Here is a 650-nt window from a genome sequence, read left to right on the forward strand (position 1 = left end):
TAGACGGCTTCGACCAGCGGCGACGGAGCGGTGCCAGCCGGAAAGCTCTGGCGGAACACCCTGACGATCTCGCCACTGCGGTAGGTCTCGGCCAATGCGCGGTTGACCGCCAGCCGCATGTCCGGGTCGCGTCGCATCATCAGCGAATAGCTTTCCATCGACAGGTAGTCGTTGCTGAGCCTGAGGGTCGCACCCGGCGCGCCGCCAGTGACTTCACCCACGAGGATCAGGCTGTCGGTGGCAAAGGCATCAGCCCGTCCGTCACGCACCGCGGCGATTCCGTCGGAACTGGTCTTCACCGGCACCAGGGCCGGCACGATGTCACGCGAAGACAGCCCCTTGAGCACCTGTTTCGTGGTGGTGCCAGGAATGACAGCCACCCGCTTTGCATTCAGGTCCACCGCGCGGCCAATCGACTAGGAGGCCAGCGACACGAAGGAGCTTCCCTCGACCCAGATGGGATTGCTGAAGTCGACTTGCCGCTCGCGACCCAGCGTGCGCGAAGTGCTGCCGCATTCAAGGTCGACGCTGCCGTCATTCACGGCCTGCATCCGTGTCGTTGCCGTCACGGGCACCCACTGCACGTCCAGTTTGGCCAGCTTGAGCTGGGCTTGCAGGGAACTGGCCACGCGCTTGCACAGTTCCACCGA

General features: G+C 64.5%; 1 pseudogene. It reads right to left on the reverse strand.

The features are described 5' to 3' along the window. A pseudogene (locus HB681_RS38645) lies at positions 1-647 on the reverse strand (amino acid ABC transporter substrate-binding protein); the annotation flags it as partial. Between the last annotated feature and the right edge of the window lie 3 nt (positions 648-650).

The organism is Variovorax sp. dw_954 (assembly GCF_018449755.1).
Taxonomy (GTDB): Bacteria; Pseudomonadota; Gammaproteobacteria; order Burkholderiales; family Burkholderiaceae_C; genus Variovorax.